Origin of the sequence: Streptomyces niveiscabiei (assembly GCF_033794345.1) — a bacterium.
GTDB classification, from domain to species: domain Bacteria; phylum Actinomycetota; class Actinomycetes; order Streptomycetales; family Streptomycetaceae; genus Streptomyces; species Streptomyces niveiscabiei.
The window spans coordinates 327460-346687 of sequence record NZ_JARAYJ010000005.1 but is presented as its reverse complement, the minus strand read 5'-3'; the positions used below and the strand labels follow the sequence as shown (position 1 = coordinate 346687).

Genomic DNA, 19228 nt, shown 5'->3' with positions numbered 1-19228 from the left:
GAACGGGAATCTTTACCGCCGACCGGACGTTGACCGGATGACGACGACAGCGACACCTGTCCTGTGGGCGACAAGCCCGGGAGGCACGATTCATGAGTGAGCGAGCTCTTCGCGGCACGCGCCTCGTGGTGACCAGCTACGAGACGGACCGCGGCATCGACCTGGCCCCGCGCCAGGCCGTGGAGTACGCATGCGAGAAGGGGCACCGGTTCGAGATGCCCTTCTCGGTCGAGGCGGAGATCCCGCCGGAGTGGGAGTGCAAGGTCTGCGGAGCCCAGGCACTCCTCGTGGACGGCGACGGCCCTGAGGAGAAGAAGGCCAAGCCCGCGCGTACGCATTGGGACATGCTGATGGAGCGGCGCACCCGCGAGGAACTCGAAGAGGTTCTTGAGGAGCGCCTGGCCGTGCTGCGGTCCGGGGCGATGAACCTTGCGGTGCATCCTCGGGACAGCCGCAAGTCGGCATAGCCCCGCGAGGCTCGGGCCGGCTTTTCAGCATGCGTTGATTTCGATGACCGCGGGCGCCGTACGTGAGGTTTGCGTACGGCGCCCGCGGTCTTTCGGCTGCCGGTTGCGGGGTCGGCGCGGGAACCGACAGAGCCGGAAGCTCAGTACGTCAGCGGCGGGCGCTCGTCCCTCGGGGTGTCCGGCTTCGTGCCGTCCTCCCTGATCACCTCGCCCTGGACGACCTTGCCGTCGGGGCGGTGGATGCGGGCCTGCTGGAAGGCGTCGCCCAGGGTGCCGGGGGTGGTGGTGCTCAGTCTGCGGGTCACGGTGCGTTCCGCGTGGGCCGAGAGGGCCTTCTGGACCGGGGGGATCAGCAGGAGGAGGCCCAGGGCGTCGGAGATCAGGCCGGGGAGCATCAGGAAGAGGCCGCCCAGCATCATGAAGCCGTTGCCGCCGCCGGACTCCGCGGGGGAGCCGCCTCGCTGGAGGGCCTCGTTCAGGGCGCGGAACGCCCTGCGGCCCGCGCGTTTGATGACCGCCGCGCCCAGGACGATCCCGGCCACCAGCAGCAGGAAGACGACGAAACCGCTCGCCGCCTTCGCCACCACGGTCAGCAGCCAGATCTCCAGCACCAGCCAGGCCGCGATCCCGAGCGGCAGGAACGTCCGCAGACGGGAGCGCGGGGGCCGTACGGAGGACGTGGGGGTCGATGCGCCAGTCATACGTCCAGTGTGCCTGGAAGGGGCTCAGAGCGGCATAAGGGCATGATCGGCGCAAGCTGTACGGCTCCGCTCGGGCCGCGCGCTTCCAGGCCCCCTACGCCACCGCGCCGCGCACCCCTCACCGCCCCACACACCAGCGGTTACGGCTGCTGCTGCCCCTCCACCGGGCGCGCGGGCGCCGGCTTGCCGCCCTTGCCGGTCAGCTTGCCGACCCGCTCCGAGGCGCCCCACGCCGTGACCCGCCACAGCGCCTCGACCATGATGTCCCGGCTCATCTTCGAGTCGCCGAGTTCGCGCTCGACGAACGTGATGGGGACCTCGACGACGTGGAACCCGGCCTTCACCGCGCGGCGGGCCAGGTCGACCTGGAAGCAGTACCCCTGGGAGGCGACCTCGTCGAGGCCGAGCCCTTCGAGGGTCTCGCGGCGGAAGGCCCGGTAGCCGCCGGTGATGTCGCGCAGCGAGAGGTCGAGCGCGAGGCGGGAGTAGAAGCTGCCGCCGCGGGAGATGAACTCGCGGGACTTCGGCCAGTTCACCACCCGGCCGCCGGGCACCCAGCGGGAGCCGAGGACCAGGTCGGCGCTCTTCAGGGCGGTCAGCAGGCGGGGCAGTTCCTCGGGCTGGTGGGAGCCGTCCGCGTCCATCTCGACCAGGACGCCGTAGTCGTGCTCCATGCCCCAGCGGAAGCCCGCGAGGTAGGCGGCGCCGAGGCCCTCCTTGCCCTTGCGGTGCATCACGTGGACGTGCTCGTCCTCGGCCGCCAGCTCGTCCGCGAGCTTCCCGGTGCCGTCGGGGCTGTTGTCGTCCGCCACGAGGATGTGGGCCTCGGGGACCGACTCGCGGACCCGGCCGACGATGCGCTTGATGTTCTCCGCCTCGTTGTAGGTCGGAATGATCACCAAGGTCTCGCCCAGCGGGCCGAACCGCCGTTCGCGGTCCTGTGCCGAGGTCCCGTCGCCGTCGTTCACCGCTACCCCTTCAAGTCGTACGCAGGGGACCACCATAGTGGCCGCTGTCTGCGGCGACATGCCGGATCATGCATACAGTGGTGTCGAATCCCCAAGAGTGGGGTAAGACTGCACGTTCGCCCGCCCCGCTCCCCGACTTCGCGGTGTACGACGAGGATGCGCGAGGTGAACTCTGCGGGTGGAGGCCCGGCGCCCTTCGGGCCGACCAGGGGCCCGCTGGCTGCGGGTCGACCGAAAGCCGTTGTCTACTGAACGCCGGGCCCCACCCGGGTCGCACCTCCCCGTTCGGCGGAACGTTCCGTCGCCGCTGTGCGAGCGCTGGGCCTGGCTCCCAGTGGCGGTGCCCTCGGCAGTGCACCGTCCCTGACCCAGTGGCGCCGCGGCGAGTCCCGGAGGTTCTCCGAAGGGGCGTCCGGCAGTGGACTCGGCCGAACCTACCGGTCCCCCGCCGCCCACTGTCAACACCCGCGCCACCTGCACTTCTCTCCTCAACGCGCTGGTCAGAGGGGAGGAGGCCGCCGTGCGGGTAGCCCGCGCAGACGGGTGATCCTGCGGCGGGGAGGGGGGTGGGGTCACTCGGGCGGACGCAGGAGCCTCCGGCGGGAAGCGGGCCGGGGACGGAGAGGGGTGCCGGTCGGCGGGGCGCGGTGCAGACCCCGTCGGCACCGCGGCTTTGATGATCGGAATTCAGCGCCGCGACCGATGCGGCGGGAGCGTACGCCCCGAGCCCTCCCGCCCGCGAACGCCTCGGCCGCACTCCCCCGCCGCCCCTGATCCGCCCGGCCCGAGCCCGTGAATGCGCCCCCTACCTCTCGAACACCGTCCGCCCCCCGACCACCGTCCGCAGGCAGACCGGCAGGTCCCGGCCCGGGGTGAGGTCCGGCAGGCCCGGGGTTCCCGAGCGGGGGTCCGTCGACCAGCGGGCCACCCGGTCGTCGGGGGCCTGGACGACGAGTTCGTCGGTGTGCCAGACGGCGTAGTCGGCGGGGGCGCCGGGGACCAGGGTGCCCGCGTCGTCGCGGCCCGTCGCGCGCCAGCCGCCCCGCGTGTGGGCGGTGAAGGCGGCGCGGACGGAGACGCGGTGCGCGGGGGTGTGGTGGAAGGCGGCGGCGCGGACGGTGCCCCAGGGGTCGAGGGGGGTGACCGGGGAGTCGGAGCCGAAGGCGAGGGGGACGCCGGCGCGCAGGAGCGCGGCGAAGGGGTTGAGGGTACGGGCCCGCTCGGCGCCGAGGCGCTGCGCGTACATGCCGTCCTCGCCTCCCCACAGGGCGTCGAAGGCGGGCTGGACGGACGCCGTGAGGCCCAGCTCCGCGAACGCGGCGATCGCGTCCGGCGTGAGCATCTCGGCGTGTTCGACCCGGTGCCGGGCGGCGCGGACGCGGGCGAGGCCGAGCTTCTCGGCGGCCGTACGGAACCCCGTGACGACGGCGGTGACGGCGGCGTCGCCGATCGCGTGGAAGCCCGCCTGGAGCCCCGCCTCGGTGCAGGCGACGACGTGCGCGGCGACGGCGCCCGCGTCCAGGTAGGCGAGGCCGGTGCCGGCGTCGTCGGCGTACGGCTGGTGCAGGCAGGCCGTGTGGGAGCCGAGGGCGCCGTCGACGAAGAGGTCGCCGGCGGCGCCCACCGCGCCGAGTTCGCGGGCCTTGGCGACGTCCTGCTCGGCCCAGTAGCCGACGACACGCGGACCGGCCGACTCCCCGGCGAGCTTCAGCAGGCCCGTGAAGTCGTCCTCGGAGGAGATCTCGGGGCCGGCGCACTCGTGGACGGAGCCGATGCCGAGGGACGCCGCGTGCGCGAGGGCGGTGCGCTGGGCCTCGGTGCGCTGGGCCGGCGTCACGGCCGCGAACGCCGCCGCGCGGACCGCGTGGTGCGCGTCGGCGGTGAGGGGGCCCTCGGGGCGGCCGAGGGGCGTGAGGTCGAGGAGCGCGGTCGTGGCGACGGCCGAGTGGACGTCGATGCGGGACAGGTACAGGGGCCGCCCGCCGGTCGCCTCGTCCAGCTCCGCGCGTGTGGGCGGGCGCCCGCCGGGCCAGCGGGAGGCGTCCCAGCCGTGTCCGAGGAGGACCTTGTCGGCGGGCCGGGCCTCGGCGAACGCCCGTACGCGCGCGAGGGCGTCGGCGAGGGAGGGCGCGTCGGAGAGGTCCAGGCCGGTGAGGGCGAGGCCGGTGGAGGTGGTGTGCACGTGGGCGTCGGTGAACGCGGGGGTGACGAGCCCGCCGTCCAGGTCGACCACCTCGTCGACCCCGTCCGCGAACGCGTCCGCCGCGCCCTCCGAGCCGACCCAGGCGACCTGCCCGCGCTCGACGACCATCGCGGTCGCGAACGGGTCGGCGGGGCTGTGGACCTCTCCTCGGCGGAGCAGGACGGTCTGGGGGTCGGGGATGCGCTCACTCATGGGGACAGTGTCCCGCCCGGCACTGACAGCGCGGCACGCAGGGGCCGGACACAGAACCCGCAGTCTGTACGACGATCAGCTCATATGCCGGCCCGATCCTCTGCCCGCCCGATCCTCAGATCCGCGGCGGCCGGGCCTCGTACGGCGTCGACAGCACCACCGTCGTCCGCGTCGACACCCCCGCCAGCGCCCGCAGCCTCCCCAGCAGTTCCTCCAGCTCGTGGGGCGTGGCCACCCGGACCTTCAGAATGTAGTTCTCGTCCCCGGCGACGCTGTGGCACGCCTCGATCTCGGGTACTCCGGAGAGCCGGTCGGCGATGTCGTCGGGCGCGCTGGGGTCGAAGGGTTTGACCGAGATGAAGGCGGTCATGGGCAGCCCGACGGCCTCGGGGTCGACGACGGCCGCGTACCCGCGGATCACGCCCCGCTGCTCCAGCCGCCGCACCCGCTGGTGCACGGCAGACGTGGACAGGCCCGTGGCCTTGCCCAGGTCGGTGTAGCTCATCCGCCCGTCCTTGACGAGCAGCTGCACGATCTGTCGGTCCAGCTCCTCCATGGCGCTGAACCTACAGTGCGCTTGAACTCTTCGTATACCTATACGGCCCAGGTCATAGCCGGTTCGTGATGTACGGGAGGGGCCGCGGGGACCCCTGGGGCGGCGTCCGGGCGACCTGACATCTCCCCGCGGCATGTGACGAAGGCCACACCGCTCGAACGTGCTCCGTGATGCTCCCGTGATTACCGCCGAGACCGACTGGGAAGTGCTTGCTGTGGTCGAGGCCGCAGCGCCTGAACGGCCCCAGCCCGAGGGGGAGAATCCCATGCAGAGTGCCAACCGCCCTGGTCGTACCGCGCCCAAGCGGCTCCAGCCCGTCGTCGAGCTCGTTCCGGAGGGTGTCGATCCGGACGAAGACGGTTACGGGGACGACGAGTTCGACGCGTACGAGGGCGCCGACCTGTTCCGGGTGGTCTGCCCGGACTGCGCGCAGCCGATCGCGCTGCTGGCGGACCAGGAGGTGTTGCCGGAGCACGCGCTGTGCGCCTCGCCGTGGAACCCGTTCGGGCTCACGGTCTGCGCGGGGACCGGCCGCGCGGCGACGGACGCCCGGTCCGCCGACGAGGTGTTCCAGGAGCGGACGCAGGACATCGCGCCGGTGCTGACGCTCCCTCAGGGGCTCGACTGGCGCACCCAGCCGTTCTCGCACGTCGGCGGCCCCGGTTCGCGCCCGGTGCGTCCGGCACGGCCCGCGCAGGTGCCGGCGGCGGTCCGCCGCGCCGCCTGATTTCACTCCAACGCGCGGCTTTCTCAAGGGAGTTGACGGTTCGTCGACGCCCCGGTTCCGGTACCCGGACCGGGGCACCTCACGAACTGACGCCCGACCGGCACGCCCGTGACCTCCACACGGCTCACGGCGTTGCCAAAGTATGACTCCCACATATTCGACACCGGGCCGGCACCGGCAGCGGTTCGTCCCCGCGCCCTTCGAGTTCTTACCGGCCGGTGCGGAGTCACCGCCGGACCCGCCCATCTACCGCGCCCTGATGCGGACTTGGGCCGACCGGGGGCGGACTCTGCCGGGTCACCACGACCCGGAGTGGAGCAGGCTGGCGGCGCCGCAGGTGCGGCCGGGCCAGTTCGGCGGGGTGCCGGGAGGCGAGCTCCCGACGGGGCTGTAGGCGAGGGGTGTTCAGCGCGCGAAGGCTCCAACCCACCTTCACCGACCGGCCGTTGAACCCCCGACCCCCAACTCCCCGCCCCAGGCCCCCCGTTGCTCCCTCACCCCTCCCGCCGGGCCTCCTTCGGCGCCGGGTATCCCGCGTCCAGTTCCTCGATCGACCGGAACACCCCGCCCAGCGTCTTCACGAGCAACTCCCGCATGTCGTCCCGGGAGAGGGGACTGTCCCGGTCGATCCAGTCGAGTGCGGCGCCCTCGACGCTGCACACCCAGGACAGCAGCCCCATCCGGGCGAGCGGCGCGATGTCGGTACGGCCGTACGCGCCCTCGGCGATGGTCGCGACGATCGCCTCGCGCACCCCGTCCCGGATGCCGTGCACCTCGGCGTCGAAGCCGACTCCGCCGCTGACGATCGTGCGGTAGGCGGCCTGGTTGTGCTCGGCGTAGCGCAGGTAGCTGTCGATCGTGCGGTGGACGCGGTCCACCTGGGGCAGTTCGATGCCGCTCGCGGCGAAGGTGACCAGGTCGGCGACGGAGTCCTGGATGATCGCCAGGTAGTAGCCGCGCTTGGACTGGAAGTAGTAGTAGATCAGCCCCTTGGCGACGTGCGCCTGGCGCGCGATGTCGTCCATCGACAGCGCGTCGTAGGAGGTGTCGGCGAACAACTTCCGCCCGATGGAGATGAGTTCGGCGCGGCGCGCCAACGAGCGTTCGGTGCCGCGGGCCTTGGGACGGGCGGCGTCGCGCTGTGCACTGATGTTCAATACTCGACCCTGGTCTCGGGCGGTGGCGGGACCACCGCAGTATGTCAGGTCAAGCGTGGGTCAGGTCACATCGGCCGTCGCATCCGGCATAGGCCACCGGCACATGTCACAGGAGGCCGAGCTGGGTCACGAGCATCGCGACGACCGCGACGAGGACCCAGCCGAGGGCGTGTTCGAGGACCTTCGGGCCGTCTTCGCGGGGGCCGCCGGTGCGGACCTCGGCGGCGGTGGCAGAGTTCGCTGTCATTCGTCCACCTTGCCATCGTTCAGGGCTTTTGCGGCCGAGAGCTTGCTCACACGGTGACGCCGACCGCCGTGAGCGCGGCCCGCTGCCGCGCGTCGGGCCGTGCGGGGAAGTACAGGTAGCAGATGCCCCCGCTGCCGGAGGCGACCTTGCCCTCGGCGTCGTAGCGCTTGGTCCGCAGCCAGATGTTCTCCCACTCGCGCCGCGGATAGACCCGCCGCACCGCCTGATCGGTCGGCGAGGCGGGGTCGCCCGCGATGACGTCCCCGTCCGGCGTGAACCCGATCACCGTCATCAGGTGGCCCGCCGTCCCGTACCCGGCGCCGGGCAGTTCCTCCTTCCTGAACGACTGCGAGGTGATCGCCGGGATGCCGGCCGCGATCAGGGTCTCCAGGTCGGTGAGGGAGGTCAGCCGGGTGACGACGGACCGGAGTCCGGCGTACGTGGCCGCGTAGGCGGCGTTGAAGGGCCAGTTGCCGCAGCCCTCGTACTGGAAGTCGTAGGTGTGGCGGGCGGCGTGGCAGACCTGGGGGTCGGTGAACGCCGGGTCCACCCAGGCGAGTTGCTCGGCGGTGGGGCGTCCGCCCCAGTACTCGACGATCATCTGCGAGGAGGTCGGGCTGCACCAGGCCTCGCCGCCGCCGTCGTACTGCGGGTACCGGCCCCGGTGGATGTCCTGGGAGTAGCGCGGGACGATCAACTCCCGCGCCAGGCCGGGGGCCGAGGCCGGGACGGTGAAGCGGTCGGGGACGTCGGAGCCCATCGCGCCCGCGCGCCAGACCGTCGGGGTGAGGCGGGTGCCCGGTCTGCGGTGGAGGGTCAGGCGCAGGCGGCAGGCGGTGAGGCGCGGGCCGGTCGCGGGGTCGTCGATCGCGAGGGTGTCCGTCCAGACGGTGCTGCGGCCGTCCTTCTGGCCGTCGACGGAGGTCCGCCTGATGTCCTGGTCACCGGCGGCCCAGCGGCCCATGACGTACCAGGGGGTCGCCGTGCCGTCGGAGTACGTGCAGGTCAGCTCGGTCTGGAGCCAGGTGCCCGGCGGGGTGTCGGCGTTCCAGGAGGCGATCACCTCGGTGGCGGGCACGGCGAACCGGTACGCCGGGGAGGTCCAGGTCGCGTACTCCCAGTCGGCGGTGGTCCCGGTGTGCGGGTCGGTGTACGGCGCGGTACCGGCCGGGTCCCCGATCACGATGCCGGCCCCCTCGGTCACGGTCACCCCGTCCGCCTCCCCCGCGCACCAGTCCCCCTGCGACGTCCACCCCCGGAAGTCGACCGTGCGCGGTGGCGGCGGGGACGCGGCGGCCGTCACGGTCGCGGCGGCGGTGACGACGGCCGCGAGGACGGTCCGGCGGGACGGCTGCTCGGCATTGCTCATGGGACGGCACCCCCGGGGATTCGGCGGACTGTCCGCCCACTATGACCCCGCGTGTCCGCACTGTCCGGCACCGACATGGGCGCGACCTAGACTGACCTCGCCCTCTCCCCTTCCCGTACGACGCACAGGACCCGCCATCCATCAGCTCGCCGCCCTCCTGCGTGACCTCCCGCCGTCCTGCGGTCCGGTGCGGCTGGTCGGGGTGGACGGGCACGCGGGGTCGGGGAAGTCGACGTTCGCCGGATGGCTGGCCGGGGAGCTGGGCGGGGCGCCGGTGCTGCGTATCGACGACGTCGCGAGCCACGAGGAGCTGTTCGGCTGGACGGAGCGGGTGCTGACGCGGGTCGTCGAGCCGTTCCGGCGAGGACAGGACGCCTCGTACGCGCCGTACGACTGGCGGGCGCGGGTCTTCGGGCCGGCCCGGGTGCTGCCCGCGGCGCCCGTGGTGCTGATCGAGGGCGTCGGGGCCGGGCGGCGGGCGCTGCGGCCGTATCTCGCGGCGGTGCTGTGGATGGAGATGGGCCACGCGAGCGCCTGGGCGCGGGGGCGGGCGCGGGACGGGGCGGAGCAGCGGGGGTTCTGGGACGGCTGGGTCGAGGCGGAGCGGGCGCATTTCGCCGAAGACCCCACACGACCTTCCGCGAATCTCCTGGTACGGCAGACAACTGAGGGGTACGAGGTGCTGCCGGGGCCCTCGGGAGCGCTTGGTCCGTACCGGGATGTCACACACGGTAGTTAAACGCCCGTGTTGTGGTGAAACGGTGAAGGGTCTTGCGGACGAATGCGCCTCACTGCTTCAACTCGGCTTGACCGAGGGGCCGTACAGGACTTACGTTCTCAATGTGCGGCATTCGAAGCCGCCCGAAGACGCGAAGCCCCCGGTTGTTCCCCCGTGATCGGGGGCTTCGTTCTGTCCTCCCCCGGTCCGTGAGTCTCTTCTCCGGCCGTGGAACGACCCCTTCCGCTCACCCAGGGTCACCGTTCCGGATGCGCCCCATCTGCTCCCACCTCGTCAAACGTCCGGTGCGGCACCCTACGGCCGACCCCTCCCACGCGGGTACGATGCCCTCGGTGCGACCTACCGGCGGATGCTCTCAACTCCGGTCTGATGCACAGCGGTTCGGCTCTGGCGGTCGGCGGGCGACGGCCCACCGGCCATCCGACGGGGGCACGGTTTGTGGGGGACGTGATGGATTTCGGCACCCGGGGCCCCGACGCCCCGGCCGACCTCGCCTGGCTGCGAGGCGTGGACGCCTACACGATGGGCGCCTATCCGCAGGCCGAGGAGGAGTTCCGCACCGCCGTGCGGATCGACCCCGGCATGGCCGACGGCTGGCTCGGGCTGCACGCGCTGCGCGTCGACACGACGACCGCGCTGCTGCGGATGTTCCGGCACCGCGACCGCTTCGGCGAACAGCGCACCCGCCACCGCCGCACCCTCAACTCCTGGTACTGGCTGGGCTGGTGGGTGCAGCCCGTGCTGGAGAGCCCGCGCGATCTGCTGCTCGCGCACGCCTCGCACTGGCTCGACGGACGCCATGTCCCCGAACTGGACCGGGCGTTGGCGGGCCTGCCGCCCGTCGACACCGACCACCAGGTGCGGTTCCTGCACGCCTGCCGGGCCTATCTGGTCAAGGACTGGGAGCAGTTGACCCGCCACACCGACCCGCTGCTCGACGATCCGCTGCTCGGCATCGAGGCGGGGCTGTTCGGCGGGATGGCCCGCGTCCGGCTCGAAATGTACGGCCAGGCCGAGCCGTTGCTGTCCACCGCGCTCATGCGCTGCCGCAGCGAACAGCCCCAGCGCAAGGAACTGCGCTACTGGCTCGCCCGCGCGCACGAGGGCACCGGGCGCTCCGCCGCCGCCCTCCCCCTCTACCGCGCCGTCCACCGCGTCGACGCCGCGTTCATGGACACGTCCGCGCGGCTCGCCGCTATCGCCGAGGGCGACGGGTACGACGACTCCGCCGACCTCGCCGCGATCACCCTCACCGGGTTCGGGCAGGACAGCGTGGACGCCGCCGACGGGTTCGATCCGCTGTTCGGCACGGAGGGGCGCGACCTGAAGCTCACCGACCCCGGTGACCTGCCGCCCGTCGTGCCGCTGCCGCCCGTCGGGGAGTCCGGGGTGCGGGAGAAGTCCGTCGCCTCCTCGCTGCCGCCCGGGCCCGCCGACCCCGTCCTACTTGAGGAAGCGCTCGCCGAACTGGAGCGCATGGTCGGGCTCGAACCCGTGAAACGGCAGGTCAAGGCGCTCTCCGCGCAGCTCAACATGGCCCGGCTGCGCGCCGGTCAGGGGCTGCCCGTCCAGCCGCCGAAACGACACTTCGTCTTCTCCGGTCCCTCCGGCACCGGCAAGACCACCGTCGCGCGCATCCTCGGGCGGGTCTTCTACGCGCTCGGGCTCCTCGGCGGCGATCACCTCGTCGAGGCCCAGCGCGCCGACCTCGTCGGGGAGTACCTCGGGCAGACCGCCGTCAAGGCCAACGAACTCATCGACTCCGCGCTCGGGGGTGTCCTCTTCGTCGACGAGGCGTACTCGCTCTCCAACTCCGGTTACGGCAAGGGGGACGCGTACGGCGACGAGGCGCTCCAGGTGCTGCTGAAGCGCGCCGAGGACAACCGGGATCACCTCGTCGTCATCCTCGCGGGGTACCCGGAGGGGATGGACCGGCTCCTCGCGGCGAACCCCGGGCTGTCGTCCCGGTTCACCTCGCGCGTCGACTTCCCCTCCTACCGGCCGCTCGAACTCACCTCCATCGGGGAGGTGCTGGCGGCGGAGAACGGGGACGTGTGGGACGAGGAGGCCCTCGACGAACTGCGCTCCATCGCCGGGCACGTCGTGGAGCAGGGGTGGATCGACGAGCTGGGCAACGGGCGGTTCCTGCGGACGCTGTACGAGAAGAGCTGCGCGTACCGGGATCTGCGGCTGTCGATGTACACGGGGGCGTTGTCGCGGGACGACCTGGCGACGCTGCGGCTGGCGGACCTGATGCAGGCGTACGGGGAAGTGCTGTCGGGGCGCGGGCCTCAGGACCCCTCGGCCATGTGAGACCCGCGCCCCGCGTCAGACGGCCAGCGCCCCTTCAGGGGCCTCCCGGTGTGCCGGGTCCGTCACCTCGCCCACCAGCATCTCCAGGACGTCCTCCAGCGCCACAAGACCCAGCACCTTCCCCGAGCCGTCCGCCACCTGGGCCAGGTGCGTGGCCGCTCGGCGCATCACCGTCAGGGCGTCGTCCAGGGGGAGTTCGGAGCGCAGGGTCGTCATCGGGCGCCACAGGTGCTGGGGGACCGCGCCTTCCGAGTCCTCCAGGTCCAGGACGTCCTTGATGTGCAGGTAGCCCATGAAGGCGCCGTTCTCGGCGGCTATCGGGAAGCGGGAGTAGCCCGTGCGGGCCGTCAGGGCGACGATCTCGCCCGGGGTGACCGCCGGGGTCACCGTCACCAGCGCCTCGCGTTTCAGGAGGACGTCCGTGATCGGGCGGGAGCCCAGCTCCAGGGCGTCTTCGAGGCGTTCGCGTTCCTCCGGGTCGAGGAGGCCCGCCTGGCCCGAGTCCTCCAGGAGGCGGTTGAGCTGCTCGCTGGTGACGACCGCCTCGACCTCGTCCTTGGGCTCGACGTGGAAGAGGCGCAGGATGCCCTGGGCGACCGCGCCGAGCGCGATCGTGACCGGCTTGCACAGGCGCGCGAACCACACCAGGCCGGGGCTCAGCCAGAGCGCCGCCTTCTCGGGGGCGGCCATCGCGAGGTTCTTCGGGACCATCTCGCCGATCACGAGGTGGAAGAAGACGACCGCCGCCAGCGCGATGACGTACCCGAGGGGGTGGATCATGCCGTGCGGGAGGTGGATCCACTCGAAGACCGGCTCCAGGAGGTGCGCGACGGTCGGTTCTGCGACCGCGCCCAGGGTCAGCGAGCAGACGGTGATCCCGAACTGGGCCGCCGCCATCATCTGGGGCAGCCGCTCAAGCCCGTACAGCACCTGCCGGGCCCGCGCCGTGCCCAGGGGTTCGATCTGGGAGCGGCGTACGGAGACGAGCGCGAACTCGGCGCCGACGAAGAAGCCGTTGGCGAGCACGAGGAGCGCGGCGAAGAGGAGTTGCAGGAGGCTCATCGGACGGCCTCCGGGGCGAGGCGGACACGACCGGAACTCATCGCGCCACCTCCACGACGACGCCCGTACGCACCACGCGCACCCGCTCGGCCCGGTAGTGGCCCACCCGGCGTACCGACAGGCGCCAGCCGGGGAGTTCCGCGCGGTCACCGACGGCGGGGATGCGGCCGAGGAGGTCGGCGACGAGGCCGGCGACCGTCTCGTACGGCCCTTCGGGGACCGTGAGGCCTATGCGCTGGAGGGTGTCGACGCGGCAGCTGCCGTCGACGTCCCAGGCGGGCCGTCCGTCCTCGGGCGGGGCAGCGGCGAGTTCGGGGGTGTCCTGGCCGTCGTGCTCGTCGCGGACCTCTCCGACGATCTCCTCGACGATGTCCTCCAGGGTGACCACCCCGGCCGTGCCGCCGTACTCGTCGACGACGACGGCGATGGGCTGCTCGCTGCGCAGCCGGGCCAGCAGGGGCTGGACGGGGAGGGTCTCGGGGACCAGGAGGGCGGGGCGGGCGATGCGGCTCGCCGGGGTGCGCAGCCGGTCGTGGACCGGCACGGCGAGCGCGTCCTTCAGGTGGGCCATGCCGACGATCTCGTCGATCTTCTCGCGGTAGACGGGGAAGCGGGACAGGCCGGTCGCGCGGGTCAGGTTGACGACGTCCTCGGCGGTGGCCGACGCCTGGAGGGCGCTGACCTTCACGCGGGGCGTCATCACGTGCTGCGCGGTCAGCTCGGCCAGGGACAGGGTGCGGACGAACAGGTCGGCCGTGTCCTGCTCCAGGGCGCCCGCCTGCGCGGAGTGCCGGGCCAGGGAGACCAGTTCACCGGGGGTGCGGGCGGAGGCCAGCTCGTCGGTGGGCTCGACGCCGAGGGCGCGCACGAGACGGTTGGCGACGGTGTTCAGGGCGGCGATCACCGGGCGGAAGAGCCGGGAGAACGCGTGCTGCGGGCCGGCGACGAACCGCGCGACCTGGAGCGGCTTGGACACCGCCCAGTTCTTCGGCACGAGTTCACCGATGACCATCTGGACGGCCGAGGCCAGCAGCATGCCCACGACGACGGCGACACCGGAGACGGCGCCCTCGGGCACACCGATCGCCGTGAACGGGCCGCCGAGGAGCTCCGCGAGGGCCGGTTCGGCGAGCATGCCGACGACGAGGGACGTGATGGTGATGCCGAGCTGGGTGCCGGAGAGCTGGAAGGAGAGCTCCTTCAGCGACTCCACGACCGTACGGGCGCGCTTGTCGCCCTCGGCGGCGGCCTTCTCGGCGTCCGGGCGCTCCACGGTGACGAGTCCGAACTCCGCGGCCACGAAGAAGCCGTTGGCCAGGATCAGGACGAACGCGGCCGTCAGGAGCAGCAGGGGGGTGGTCATGATGCCGCCGCCTCCGGGGTGAGGGGGAAGGGGGCGGCGCAGGTACTACAGGACGATCCGTCCATTGCCGGAGGGAGTCACTCCTCGGATAGCAGGTGGCCCCCGCCCGCCGGGGCGCGGTACGGCGGGGGCGGAGACGCAAGGGAAAGTCTCCGCCACCAGATTAATCAAGACAGGGGCCTCAGCGGCAGGCCCGGCGACCCGGATGTCGTCCTAGGACGTCTCGGGGTCCTGGATCGAGCGGGCGTCGGCCAGCGCGCGCAGGGCGCTCGCGTCGGTGATGGCCTGCTTCTTGTCGAAGCCCGGCTGGATGCCGAGCGCGGGCAGGCTGGTGCCGTCGCTGAGGTTCAGGAACACCCACGGGTCGCCCGGACGGAGGTTGACCTGGAGGATCTCCGCCCAGTCCAGGCGCCTGCGGGACACGATGTTGACGACGGTGACCCCGGCCTCGTCGGCGACGACGCGCACCCGGGAGAGCAGCGCGAGGACCCAGAAGACGAGGCCGCCGGTGACGATGAAGCTGAGCCGCTCCCCCGGGCCGAGCTGTTCGAGCAGCAGGGCCACGGCGGAGATGGTGAGGAAGATCATCACACCGGAGCCGAGCAGCACCGCGCGGGTGCGGCCGGGCCGGAAGGTGACGGGCAGTTCGGGCATCGTGCGGTCCCTCAGAGCCGGCAGGCGTGGATGGCCGTCGTGAGGATCGCGCGCGCGCCGATGTCGTACAGGTCGTCCATGATGCGCTGCGCCTCCTTGGTGGGGACCATCGCGCGGACGGCGACCCAGCCCTCGTTGTGCAGCGGGGAGACCGTCGGGGACTCCAGGCCGGGGGTGAGCGCGACGGCCTTCTCCAGCTGCTCGACGCGGCAGTCGTAGTCCATCATCACGTACGTCCGGGCGACCAGGACGCCCTGGAGGCGGCGCAGGAACTGCTGGACCTTCGGGTCCTCGGTGTCGGCGCCGGTACGGCGGATCACGACCGCCTCGGACTTCATGATGGGCTCGCCGAAGACCTCGAGTCCCGCGTTGCGCAGCGAGGTCCCGGTCTCGACGACGTCCGCGATGACCTCGGCGACGCCCAGCTCGATCGCGGTCTCCACGGCGCCGTCGAGGTGGACGACGGAGGCGTCGATGCCGTTGTCGGCGAAGTACTTGGCGACGATCCCCTCGTACGAGGTGGCGACCGTCTTGCCGTTCAGGTCCGCCAAGGTCGTGGCCGTGCCCGGCTTGGCGGCGAAGCGGAACGTGGAGCGGGCGAAGCCGAGCGGGAGGATGACCTCGGCGCTCGCGCCCGAGTCGACGAGGAGGTCCTCGCCGGTGAGGCCGATGTCGAGGCGGCCGGAGGAGACGTAGATCGCGATGTCGCGGGGGCGGAGGTAGAACAGCTCCACCTCGTTGACCGGGTCGACGACCCGCAGCTCCTTCGACTCGCGGCGCTGCTGGTAGCCGGCCTCATGCAGCATGTCCGCCGCAGGGCCGGAGAGGGAACCCTTGTTGGGGACGGCGATGCGCAGCATGAGGTCGGCTTCCTTCTGTGTGAGCGGATTGTCGGAAAGCGGGTTTCTACAGGTGGCTGTAGACGTCGTCCAGCGAGATTCCGCGGGCGACCATCATCACCTGGACGTGGTAGAGGAGTTGTGAGATCTCCTCGGCCGCCGCGTCCTTGCTCTCGTACTCGGCTGCCATCCAGACCTCGGCGGCCTCTTCGACGACCTTCTTGCCGATGGCGTGGACGCCCTTGCCGACGAGTTCGGCGGTGCGGGAGGTGGCGGGGTCGCCGGTGGCGGCCTTCTGCTGGAGCTCGGTGAACAGCTCCTCGAACGTCTTCTTGGACATGGTGAGGTCACTCTAGCCCGATGCTCTTTCGGCTCAGTGCCACGGTTCGGATACTGAGCGCAGGACGGCCGCCGTCGCGAGCGCCGCGGTCACCGCCTCGTGGCCCTTGTCCTCGTTCGAGCCCTCGATGCCGGCCCGGTCCAGGGCCTGGTCCTCGGTGTCGCAGGTGAGCAGGCCGAAGCCGACGGGGACGCCGGTCTCCACGGAGACCTGGGCGAGGCCCTGGGTGACGCCCTGGCAGACGTACTCGAAGTGGGGGGTGCCGCCGCGGATGACGACGCCGAGCGCCACGATCGCGTCGTAGCCGCGGCCCGCGAGGACCTTCGCCGCGACGGGGAGTTCCCAGCTGCCCGGGACCCGGATCAGGGTCGGCTCGTCGATGCCGAGGTCGCGCAGGGCGCGCAGGGCGCCGTCCACCAGGCCGTCCATCACCTTCTCGTGCCACTGCGCCGCGACGACGGCGACCCTCAGGTCACCCACATTGCGTACGGACAGCTCCGGTGCGCCCTTGCCGCTCACTTCTCTCCTCCGGTCGTTCCCTGGTCGCCGCCGGCCGCTTCCAGCCAGGGCAGGTCGTGTCCCATCCGGTCCCGCTTCGCGCGCAGGTACCGGATGTTGTGCTCGCCGGCCTGCACGGGGGCCGGTTCCCGGCCGCTCACGGTCAGGCCGTACCGGGCCAGCGCGGCGGTCTTCTCGGGGTTGTTGGTCATCAGGCGTACGGTGCGCACGCCGAGGTCGGCGAGGATGCGCGCGCCGGCGCCGTAGTCCCGGGCGTCGGCGGGCAGCCCGAGCTCCAGGTTGGCGTCCAGGGTGTCGTGGCCCTGCTCCTGCAACTCGTACGCCCGCAGCTTGGGCAGCAGGCCGATCCCGCGCCCCTCGTGCCCGCGCAGGTACACGACGACTCCCCGGCCCTCGTCCCGGACGCGCTTCAGCGACGCCTCCAGCTGGGGCCCGCAGTCGCAGCGCCGCGAGCCGAAGACGTCACCGGTGAGGCACTCCGAGTGGAGGCGGACCAGTACGTCGTGGCCGTCGCCGATCTCGCCGTGCACGAGGGCGATGTGCTCGATGCCGTCGGCGGCCCGGTAGCCGTACGCGGTGAAGGTGCCGTGGGGGGTGGGGAGGGGGGTTTCGGCCTCGCGGTGGACGAGGGGGGTCTCTACGGCGGGGGTCTCTGCGACGGGGGTCGCGGCGCGGGCGTCCAGCTCGCCGGAGCCGACCCTCGTGAGGTCGGCGCGCTCGGCGAGTTCGCGCTGCCCGCGGTACTCGACCAGGTCCTCGATGGAGATGATCGTCAGCCCGTGCTTGCGGGCGAACGGGATCAGCTCGGGGAGCCGGAGCATCCGGCCGTCCTCCCCGGCGATCTCGACGATCGCCCCGGCCGGCCGCAGCCCCGCGAGGCGGGCGAGGTCGACGGCGGCCTCGGTGTGCCCGTTGCGGACGAGTACGCCACCGGGGCGGGCGCGCAGGGGGAAGACGTGGCCGGGGCGGACGAAGTCGTCGGCGTGGACGGAGTCGCCCGGCTGAACCGGGCGGTTCGCCTGAGCCGCGCCACCGGCCTCGGTCGATCCGCCCGCCCCCTCCGCCAGCAGCCGGATCGTCGTCGCCCGGTCCGCCGCCGAGATCCCGGTCGTGACGCCGTGCGCGGCGGACGCGTCGACCGAGACCGTGAAGGCCGTCGTCATCGACTCCGTGTTGTCCGCGACCATCTGGGGCAGCGCCAGCCGGTCCAGGTCGGGGCCCTCCATGGGGGCGCAGATCAGGCCCCGGCACTCGCTCATCATGAACGCGACGATCTCGGGGGTGATCTTCTCCGCGGCGACGACCAGGTCGCCCTCGTTCTCGCGGTTCTCGTCGTCGACGACGACGATGGGCCGGCCGGCGGCGATGTCGGCGACGGCCTGGGCGACGGGGTCGAGGGTGAGGTCGTCGGTGTCGGTGTCGTAGAGGACGGTTGCCGTGCTCATGCGGGGACTCCTTCCAGAGCGGTCCGGCGTGAGCGCAGCCACCAGTCGCGCATCCCCCACAGGACGAGGACGCCGTAGATGACGTAGACGAAGCCGGAGAAGGCGTAGCCGTTGGCGAAGTTGAGGGGGACGCCGACGGCGTCGACCAGGAGCCAGGCGATCCAGAACTCGACCATGGCCTTGGCCTGCGCGTACATGGCGACGATCGTGCCGACGAAGATGTACGCGTCCGGCCAGGGGTCCCAGGAGAGGCTGGGGTACGCCTTGAAGAGGAGGGCGACGGCGACCGTGCCGGCGGCGCCCGCGGCGATCATCGCGCCGCGCTCGTGCCACGTGGCGAACCGGGGGACGATCCCGGTGCGCGTGCGGTCGCGGCTCCACTGCCACCAGCCGTACAGCGCGACCACCATGACGATGACCTGCTTGCCCGCGCTGCCCGCGAGATGCCCGTAGAAGGCGATGAACAGGACGAGCCCGGAGAGGAACTGCACCGACCAGGTCGCCAGCGAGCGGCGCCAGCCGAGCGCGAGGGTGATGAGGCCGAGGATGTTGCCGATCATGTCCGACCAGATGATGTGCTGGTCGAACAGGACGAACGCCTCGGAGTTCAGCCAGTTCACTCCGCCGCTCCCGGGACCCGGTCGCCCATCAGGCGCTCGACGTACTTCGCGACGACGTCCACTTCGAGGTTGACCGGCTCGCCGGGCTGCTTGCGCCCGAGCGTGGTCAGGTCGAGGGTCGTCGGGATCAGGCTGACGGTGAAGTGGTCCGGGGCCGCTTCGACGACCGTGAGGCTGATGCCGTCGACCGTGATCGAGCCCTTCTCGACGACGTACCGCGAGAGGTCGGCGGGCAGCGAGATCTTGACGATCTCCCAGTTCTCGGACGGCGTACGGGCCAGGATCTCGCCGGTGCCGTCGACGTGGCCCTGCACGATGTGCCCGCCGAGCCGCGCGCCGAGGGCCATCGGGCGCTCCAGGTTGACGCGGGAGCCGACGGTCAGCGCGCCGAGGCTGGAGCGGTCGAGGGTCTCGGCCATCACGTCGGCGGTGAACTCGTCGCCCTCGTGCTCGACGACCGTGAGACAGACCCCGTTCACGGCGATGGAGTCGCCGTGCTTCGCGCCGTCGGTGACGACAGGGCCGCGCAGCCTGAACCGGGACGCGTCGCCGAGGGTCTCGACGGCGGTGACCTCACCCAGTTCTTCAACGATTCCGGTGAACACTTCCCGGGTCCTCCTGCCACGATCGGGCACGGACTCCGGGGCCTGTCGAGAGACGACAGAGAACACGGGCGCAAGCACACAGGGGGACGCCGGACACACGTACGCGCTCGTCCTCGGACGAGCGCACGTACGGCGGCGCACC

Annotated in this window: 21 protein-coding genes; 5 read left to right on the top strand and 16 right to left on the bottom strand. The window is 71.9% G+C overall.

The window, feature by feature from the left end; genetic code table 11:
* Positions 1 to 92 precede the first annotated feature (92 nt).
* Positions 93 to 467: an RNA polymerase-binding protein RbpA gene (locus tag PV682_RS09870; RefSeq protein WP_010357981.1), complete on the top strand. Its 375-nt coding sequence runs from the start codon at positions 93 to 95 to the stop codon at positions 465 to 467.
* Between the two features lie 140 nt (positions 468 to 607).
* Here PV682_RS09870 and fxsA read toward each other — a convergent pair whose 3' ends face one another.
* From fxsA to PV682_RS09850, 4 genes are all read right to left on the bottom strand, one after another.
* Entirely contained in the window at positions 608 to 1168 is a 561-nt protein-coding gene (fxsA, locus tag PV682_RS09865; protein ID WP_319726204.1) for an FxsA family membrane protein, read from the bottom strand.
* A gap of 140 nt (positions 1169 to 1308) precedes the next feature.
* A complete protein-coding gene (locus tag PV682_RS09860) occupies positions 1309 to 2136 on the bottom strand; it encodes a polyprenol monophosphomannose synthase (protein WP_319726202.1) in 828 nt (275 codons plus the stop codon).
* Positions 2137 to 2941: 805 nt separating this feature from the next.
* Positions 2942 to 4531 carry an amidohydrolase gene (locus PV682_RS09855; RefSeq protein ID WP_319726200.1) on the bottom strand — a complete coding sequence of 530 codons (1590 nt, stop codon included), beginning with the start codon at positions 4529 to 4531 and terminating at the stop codon, positions 2942 to 2944.
* A gap of 115 nt (positions 4532 to 4646) precedes the next feature.
* On the bottom strand, positions 4647 to 5087 hold the full coding sequence (locus PV682_RS09850; protein WP_010357977.1) for an Lrp/AsnC family transcriptional regulator: 441 nt from the start codon (positions 5085 to 5087) through the stop codon (positions 4647 to 4649).
* A 265-nt stretch (positions 5088 to 5352) separates the two neighbouring features.
* Between PV682_RS09850 and PV682_RS09845 the strand changes: the two genes are divergently transcribed.
* Both PV682_RS09845 and PV682_RS09840 read left to right on the top strand, forming a co-directional pair.
* Positions 5353 to 5814, top strand: coding sequence for a hypothetical protein (locus PV682_RS09845; RefSeq protein ID WP_319726197.1), 462 nt, complete (start codon positions 5353 to 5355; stop codon positions 5812 to 5814).
* A 142-nt stretch (positions 5815 to 5956) separates the two neighbouring features.
* Positions 5957 to 6208: a hypothetical protein gene (locus tag PV682_RS09840; protein WP_319726195.1), complete on the top strand. Its 252-nt coding sequence runs from the start codon at positions 5957 to 5959 to the stop codon at positions 6206 to 6208.
* 100 nt (positions 6209 to 6308) lie between these two features.
* On the opposite strand, the gene PV682_RS09835 is transcribed toward PV682_RS09840, so the two are convergent.
* The 3 genes from PV682_RS09835 to PV682_RS09825 form a co-directional block, all read right to left on the bottom strand.
* Positions 6309 to 6971: a TetR/AcrR family transcriptional regulator gene (locus PV682_RS09835; RefSeq protein ID WP_319726193.1), complete on the bottom strand. Its 663-nt coding sequence runs from the start codon at positions 6969 to 6971 to the stop codon at positions 6309 to 6311.
* Between the two features lie 106 nt (positions 6972 to 7077).
* Positions 7078 to 7218 carry an SCO1431 family membrane protein gene (locus PV682_RS09830; protein WP_319726190.1) on the bottom strand — a complete coding sequence of 47 codons (141 nt, stop codon included), beginning with the start codon at positions 7216 to 7218 and terminating at the stop codon, positions 7078 to 7080.
* A gap of 46 nt (positions 7219 to 7264) precedes the next feature.
* The gene (locus PV682_RS09825) at positions 7265 to 8587 is read right to left on the bottom strand and encodes a peptidase C39 family protein (protein ID WP_319726188.1); all 1323 of its coding nucleotides are present in this window, start codon (positions 8585 to 8587) and stop codon (positions 7265 to 7267) included.
* 136 nt (positions 8588 to 8723) lie between these two features.
* Here PV682_RS09825 and PV682_RS09820 point away from each other — a divergent pair, with 136 nt between their 5' ends.
* Together PV682_RS09820 and PV682_RS09815 are read left to right on the top strand one after the other, a co-directional pair.
* The gene (locus tag PV682_RS09820; protein ID WP_407705633.1) at positions 8724 to 9326 is read left to right on the top strand and encodes a uridine kinase family protein; all 603 of its coding nucleotides are present in this window, start codon (positions 8724 to 8726) and stop codon (positions 9324 to 9326) included.
* Positions 9327 to 9776: 450 nt separating this feature from the next.
* Positions 9777 to 11639: an AAA family ATPase gene (locus tag PV682_RS09815; protein ID WP_319726184.1), complete on the top strand. Its 1863-nt coding sequence runs from the start codon at positions 9777 to 9779 to the stop codon at positions 11637 to 11639.
* 15 nt (positions 11640 to 11654) lie between these two features.
* Here the strand turns inward: PV682_RS09815 and PV682_RS09810 are convergent, their stop codons facing one another.
* The 9 genes from PV682_RS09810 to PV682_RS09770 all read right to left on the bottom strand — a co-directional run bounded on the left by PV682_RS09810 (position 11655) and on the right by PV682_RS09770 (position 19086).
* A complete protein-coding gene (locus PV682_RS09810) occupies positions 11655 to 12701 on the bottom strand; it encodes a hemolysin family protein (protein WP_319726183.1) in 1047 nt (348 codons plus the stop codon).
* Positions 12702 to 12738: 37 nt separating this feature from the next.
* The gene (locus PV682_RS09805; protein WP_319726178.1) at positions 12739 to 14064 is read right to left on the bottom strand and encodes a hemolysin family protein; all 1326 of its coding nucleotides are present in this window, start codon (positions 14062 to 14064) and stop codon (positions 12739 to 12741) included.
* 213 nt (positions 14065 to 14277) lie between these two features.
* On the bottom strand, positions 14278 to 14718 hold the full coding sequence (locus PV682_RS09800; RefSeq protein WP_319726175.1) for a PH domain-containing protein: 441 nt from the start codon (positions 14716 to 14718) through the stop codon (positions 14278 to 14280).
* An 11-nt stretch (positions 14719 to 14729) separates the two neighbouring features.
* Positions 14730 to 15578: an ATP phosphoribosyltransferase gene (gene hisG, locus PV682_RS09795; protein ID WP_319726173.1), complete on the bottom strand. Its 849-nt coding sequence runs from the start codon at positions 15576 to 15578 to the stop codon at positions 14730 to 14732.
* Between the two features lie 46 nt (positions 15579 to 15624).
* Positions 15625 to 15897 (bottom strand): phosphoribosyl-ATP diphosphatase, encoded by a 273-nt coding sequence (locus PV682_RS09790; RefSeq protein WP_319726170.1) that lies wholly within the window; start codon positions 15895 to 15897, stop codon positions 15625 to 15627.
* 33 nt (positions 15898 to 15930) lie between these two features.
* Entirely contained in the window at positions 15931 to 16416 is a 486-nt protein-coding gene (gene ribH, locus PV682_RS09785; protein WP_319726167.1) for a 6,7-dimethyl-8-ribityllumazine synthase, read from the bottom strand.
* On the bottom strand, positions 16413 to 17861 hold the full coding sequence (gene ribA, locus PV682_RS09780) for a GTP cyclohydrolase II (protein ID WP_319726164.1): 1449 nt from the start codon (positions 17859 to 17861) through the stop codon (positions 16413 to 16415). The genes ribH and ribA overlap by 4 nt, the downstream gene beginning before the upstream one ends.
* A complete protein-coding gene (locus tag PV682_RS09775; protein WP_319726161.1) occupies positions 17858 to 18481 on the bottom strand; it encodes a nicotinamide mononucleotide transporter family protein in 624 nt (207 codons plus the stop codon). The genes ribA and PV682_RS09775 overlap by 4 nt, the downstream gene beginning before the upstream one ends.
* The gene (locus tag PV682_RS09770) at positions 18478 to 19086 is read right to left on the bottom strand and encodes a riboflavin synthase (RefSeq protein WP_319726159.1); all 609 of its coding nucleotides are present in this window, start codon (positions 19084 to 19086) and stop codon (positions 18478 to 18480) included. The genes PV682_RS09775 and PV682_RS09770 overlap by 4 nt, the downstream gene beginning before the upstream one ends.
* Between the last annotated feature and the right edge of the window lie 142 nt (positions 19087 to 19228).

Coding starts and splice junctions, on each gene's coding strand:
- PV682_RS09810 (WP_319726183.1), bottom strand. CDS start 12,701: ATGAGCCTCCTGCAACTCCTCTTCGCCGCGCTCCTCGTGCTCGCCAAC.
- PV682_RS09870 (WP_010357981.1), top strand. CDS start 93: ATGAGTGAGCGAGCTCTTCGCGGCACGCGCCTCGTGGTGACCAGCTAC.
- ribA (WP_319726164.1), bottom strand. CDS start 17,861: ATGAGCACGGCAACCGTCCTCTACGACACCGACACCGACGACCTCACC.
- PV682_RS09825 (WP_319726188.1), bottom strand. CDS start 8,587: ATGAGCAATGCCGAGCAGCCGTCCCGCCGGACCGTCCTCGCGGCCGTC.
- hisG (WP_319726173.1), bottom strand. CDS start 15,578: ATGCTGCGCATCGCCGTCCCCAACAAGGGTTCCCTCTCCGGCCCTGCG.
- PV682_RS09845 (WP_319726197.1), top strand. CDS start 5,353: ATGCAGAGTGCCAACCGCCCTGGTCGTACCGCGCCCAAGCGGCTCCAG.
- PV682_RS09805 (WP_319726178.1), bottom strand. CDS start 14,064: ATGACCACCCCCCTGCTGCTCCTGACGGCCGCGTTCGTCCTGATCCTG.
- PV682_RS09790 (WP_319726170.1), bottom strand. CDS start 15,897: ATGTCCAAGAAGACGTTCGAGGAGCTGTTCACCGAGCTCCAGCAGAAG.
- PV682_RS09800 (WP_319726175.1), bottom strand. CDS start 14,718: ATGCCCGAACTGCCCGTCACCTTCCGGCCCGGCCGCACCCGCGCGGTG.
- PV682_RS09840 (WP_319726195.1), top strand. CDS start 5,957: ATGACTCCCACATATTCGACACCGGGCCGGCACCGGCAGCGGTTCGTC.
- PV682_RS09830 (WP_319726190.1), bottom strand. CDS start 7,218: ATGACAGCGAACTCTGCCACCGCCGCCGAGGTCCGCACCGGCGGCCCC.
- PV682_RS09815 (WP_319726184.1), top strand. CDS start 9,777: ATGGATTTCGGCACCCGGGGCCCCGACGCCCCGGCCGACCTCGCCTGG.
- PV682_RS09850 (WP_010357977.1), bottom strand. CDS start 5,087: ATGGAGGAGCTGGACCGACAGATCGTGCAGCTGCTCGTCAAGGACGGG.
- fxsA (WP_319726204.1), bottom strand. CDS start 1,168: ATGACTGGCGCATCGACCCCCACGTCCTCCGTACGGCCCCCGCGCTCC.
- PV682_RS09855 (WP_319726200.1), bottom strand. CDS start 4,531: ATGAGTGAGCGCATCCCCGACCCCCAGACCGTCCTGCTCCGCCGAGGA.